The following is a 3,886-nucleotide window of genomic DNA, read 5'->3' on the forward strand; positions in this document are numbered from 1 at the left end:
CGCGGGATTGGCTTCGAACGACAGGAGTGCTGCGGGCCGCGCGTTATGCGCGATCACCCCGCCCACCACGCCGAGGCCTGCGCCCATCTCCAGCACGCGGTCGTCGGGGCCGATGACGGCCAGGGCACCGGCAATCTCGTCGCCCTCATACCTTGCGGCGTTGATCCGTTCGATCCGGGTTTCGTTCAGGAACGGCGAGGCGGGCACCCTGACCCCGCAGCACACCGCGGCGATTTTCTGCTCCGCCATTCTGCCCACGCGATTATCGTTATGTTTAGTGTGATGATACTCCGCACCTGACGCCCCACCAAACGGTTTGGAACGCCACGCGGGCGGGCATGGCCCAAAGGACACAGCCGGGCCCCGGGCCCCGTGCCATCCGGGCCTACTGGACCTTGCGAGCGCGCTGGTGCATATATCCACCAACTGGATCGGAGAGAGACATGGGCATCCTGAACACCCTTCTGCGTGCGGCCACATGGTGGAACGGGCAGACGCTGAACACCCAGCTTTTCACGTGGCGTAAAGGGGCCAAGGTGGGCGAGGATGCCCAAGGCAATATCTATTACCGCAACGCAGACGACAGCCGCCGCTGGGTGATCTACAATGGTGAGGCCGAAGCCAGCCGCGTGAGCCCCGAATGGCACGGCTGGCTGCACCGCACATGGGATGAGCCGCCCAGCGAAAAGCCGCTGGTGCATAAGGCGTGGGAAAAGCCCCATATCGAGAACCTGACAGGCACGGCGCTGGCCTATGCGCCTGCGGGGTCCATCCGGCGCGAACATCCCGCCGACCGGTCCGACTACGAGGCGTGGAGCCCCGAGTAACATGCGCGAGGATCTTACAGAAGTCCTGACAGGCGCGGTCGTGCTGGCGGCGGCACTGGGCTTCGGCATCTACGCGGCGCAGGCCGCCGGGCTGGGCCGCGACAGCGGCAACTATCCGCTCCATGCCAGTTTCCGCAGCCTCGAAGGTGTCGCCGTGGGCACCGACCTTCGGCTTGCAGGGGTGCGGATCGGGCAGGTCAGCGATGTCTCCCTCAACACCGAGACATTTCGCGCCGATACCACCGTGCGCATTCGCGACGGGGTGGCCATCCCGGATGACAGCGCCATCGTCGTCGCCTCCGAAGGGCTGCTGGGCGGCAATTTCATCGAGATCGTGCCCGGCGGGTCGCCCTTCGACCTTGAGCCGGGGGATGTCTTTACCGATACGCAGGGCTCCGTCAGCCTGATTTCGCTGCTGCTCAAATTCGTATCGGGACAGGGGAGCGACGAATGAGGCGCCGGGCCATATCTTTCCTCTGCCTGCTATTGGCGGGAGCCCCGGCGGCCGAGGCGCAGGAGGTCACTTCGGCCCCCGGCGGCGTGCTGCGCGCGCTCGACAAGATATCGGGCCACACCACCGATATCGAGATGCGCACCGGCGGTGCCACGCGGCTCGGCCAGCTTGAGATTGTGATGAACGATTGCCGCTATCCGGTCGGAAACCCGGCTGGCAACGCGTATGCGGAACTGAGCATCGCCGAAGACGGTGAGCGTATTCCGCTGTTTCAGGGCTGGATGATCGCCTCCGCCCCGGCGCTGAGCGCGCTGGAGCATCCGCGCTACGATGTCTGGGTCATACGCTGCACCACATCCTGAAGGGTGGCGCGCGGTGGTGCGGTGAATGATGCATTCCGCGTGATCGCGTCGGCCAGTCGTTCGCGGTAGTCGTCCCGCGAAATCTCCACGCCGCCCAGCGATTGCAAATGTTCGGTCAGGAACTGCGTGTCAAAGAGGGTATATCCACCCCGCTCAAGCCGGTCGACCAGACAGGCGAGCGCGGTTTTCGATCCGTTGGTCCGGTTGGAAAACATGCTTTCGCCGAAAAAGGCACCCCCGAGGGACACGCCATAGACCCCCCCGGCGAGGGTGGCGCCGTCCCAGACCTCGACCGAGTGGGCCTGACCCATCTCATGCAGCTGACCATAGAGCCGCGCGATGCGATCGTTGATCCATGTATCGGTGCGCGCGGCGCATCCCTGAACCACGTCGTCGAAGGCCCGGTCGATGGTCGTCGTCCAGTCGCTGCGGCGCATGAAGCGCGCAAGTGACCGGGACAGATGGAAACCGTCTACCGGGATGATCCCCCGCCGCCGTGGATCGACCCAGAAGATATCCGGATCGTCACGGTGTTCGGCCATCGGGAAAATGCCGATGGAATAGGCATGGAGCAAAAGGTCCGGCGTCAGGTCCGACATCGCGGGGTTTCAGCCGTGATCAGGCATCGCCAAGATGCGTCTCCAGCCAGTGTTCGAGCCAGTGAATGTTGTAATCCCCGGACAGGATATCCGGTTCCTGCAGCAGCGCATTGAAGAGCGGCACCGTGGTATCAACACCGTCGACGATCAGTTCGCCCAAGGCGCGATTTAGCCGTGCCAGTGCTTCGGGGCGGTCGCGTCCATGCACGATCAGCTTGCCGATCAGGCTGTCGTAATAGGGGGGGATGCGGTAGCCGTCATAAAGCGCGCTGTCCATCCGCACGCCGAGGCCACCGGGTGCGTGATACTGCGTGATCCGGCCCGGGCAGGGCGAGAAGTTCGGCAGTTTCTCCGCATTGATCCGGACCTCGATCGCATGGCCGTTGATGCGCAGATCCTCCTGCTCGAAAGACATGGGCAGACCTGCCGCAACGCGGATCTGTTCGCGCACGAGGTCGACGCCGAAGATGCCTTCGGTCACCGGGTGTTCCACCTGCAGGCGGGTGTTCATCTCGATGAAATAGAACTCGCCGTTCTCGTAGAGGAACTCGATGGTGCCCGCGCCGATGTAGTTGATGTTGGCCATGGCCTCGGCACAGGTCTTCCCGATGCGCGCGCGTTCCTCTTCGCTGATCGCGGGGCCGGGGGCCTCTTCGAAGACCTTCTGGTGCCGGCGCTGAAGCGAACAGTCCCGCTCGCCCAGATGAACGGCGCGGCCCTTGCCGTCGCCGAAGACCTGAATTTCGATGTGGCGCGGCGTGGTCAGGTATTTTTCAATATAGACTTCGTCATTGCCGAAGTTGCTTTTGCCTTCGGCGCGGGCCGTCATGAAGGCGCGCTCCATCTCGGCTGCCGACTGGGCGACCTTCATGCCCTTGCCGCCACCGCCCGCGGTGGCCTTGATGATGACCGGATAGCCCATCTCTTCGCCAAGCTTCTTGGCCTCTTCGAGGTTGGCGACACCGCCCTCGGAGCCGGGCACGCAGGGAACACCGAGCTTTTTCATCGTGTCCTTGGCGGTGATCTTGTCGCCCATGATGCGGATATGTTCCGCCGTGGGTCCGATGAAGGTCAGGCCGTGATCTTCGACCACCTGCACGAAGCCAGCGTTTTCCGAAAGGAAGCCGTATCCGGGGTGAATGGCCTCGGCGCCGGTGATCTCGCAGGCGGCGATGATCGCCGGGATCGACAAGTAGGACTGCTGGCTGGAGGGCGGCCCGATGCAGACGCTTTCATCGGCCATGCGGACATGCATGGCGTCGCTGTCGGCGGTGGAATGGACCGCAACCGATCCGATGCCCATTTCGCGGGCGGCGCGGATGACGCGCAGGGCGATTTCGCCCCGGTTCGCGACGAGTATCTTGCTGAACATGCGCCGCGCCCTATTCGAGGATCACGAGCGGCGCGCCGAATTCCACGGCGTCCCCGTCGGCGACAAGGATGCGCTTCACGGTGCCTGCGCGGGGGGCCGGAATGTGGTTCATGGTCTTCATCGCCTCGACGATGAGCAGGGTATCGCCTTCGGAGACACTGGTGCCGACGGAGATGAAGGCCGGCGCGCCGGGTTCGGCCTGCATGTAGACGGTGCCCACCATGGGCGAGGGGACTGCGCCCGGATGATCGGCAGGGTCGGAAATCGCCTGG

Annotated in this window: 6 protein-coding genes and 1 pseudogene; 3 read left to right on the forward strand and 4 right to left on the reverse strand. The window is 64.1% G+C overall.

The window, feature by feature from the left end:
• Positions 1 to 249 (reverse strand): annotated as a pseudogene (locus A3764_RS13715) (FkbM family methyltransferase); the annotation flags it as partial.
• Positions 250 to 443: 194 nt separating this feature from the next.
• Between A3764_RS13715 and A3764_RS13720 the strand changes: the two are divergent.
• Genes A3764_RS13720 through A3764_RS13730 form a run of 3 tightly spaced genes read left to right on the forward strand, consistent with a single transcriptional unit; the run spans position 444 to position 1,643 of the window.
• Positions 444 to 827 carry an NADH:ubiquinone oxidoreductase subunit NDUFA12 gene (locus A3764_RS13720; protein WP_067921797.1) on the forward strand — a complete coding sequence of 128 codons (384 nt, stop codon included), beginning with the start codon at positions 444 to 446 and terminating at the stop codon, positions 825 to 827.
• A 1-nt stretch (position 828) separates the two neighbouring features.
• On the forward strand, positions 829 to 1,281 hold the full coding sequence (gene mlaD / locus A3764_RS13725) for an outer membrane lipid asymmetry maintenance protein MlaD (protein WP_067921801.1): 453 nt from the start codon (positions 829 to 831) through the stop codon (positions 1,279 to 1,281).
• Positions 1,278 to 1,643 carry a DUF2155 domain-containing protein gene (locus A3764_RS13730; RefSeq protein WP_067921804.1) on the forward strand — a complete coding sequence of 122 codons (366 nt, stop codon included), beginning with the start codon at positions 1,278 to 1,280 and terminating at the stop codon, positions 1,641 to 1,643. The genes mlaD and A3764_RS13730 overlap by 4 nt, the downstream gene beginning before the upstream one ends.
• Here the strand turns inward: A3764_RS13730 and aat are convergent.
• The 3 genes from aat to A3764_RS13745 form a co-directional block, all read right to left on the reverse strand.
• A complete protein-coding gene (gene aat / locus A3764_RS13735) occupies positions 1,607 to 2,242 on the reverse strand; it encodes a leucyl/phenylalanyl-tRNA--protein transferase (protein ID WP_067921806.1) in 636 nt (211 codons plus the stop codon). The two genes, A3764_RS13730 and aat, sit on opposite strands and share 37 nt — an antisense overlap.
• A gap of 19 nt (positions 2,243 to 2,261) precedes the next feature.
• Positions 2,262 to 3,614, reverse strand: a complete 1,353-nt coding sequence (accC, locus tag A3764_RS13740; RefSeq protein ID WP_067921809.1) for an acetyl-CoA carboxylase biotin carboxylase subunit — start codon at positions 3,612 to 3,614, stop codon at positions 2,262 to 2,264.
• A gap of 10 nt (positions 3,615 to 3,624) precedes the next feature.
• Positions 3,625 to 3,886 (reverse strand): acetyl-CoA carboxylase biotin carboxyl carrier protein (locus tag A3764_RS13745; RefSeq protein WP_330220525.1); only part of this gene is annotated, 262 nt, incomplete at its 5' end.

This window comes from Sulfitobacter sp. HI0129, assembly GCF_001635395.1.
Classification (GTDB): Bacteria; Pseudomonadota; Alphaproteobacteria; order Rhodobacterales; family Rhodobacteraceae; genus Sulfitobacter.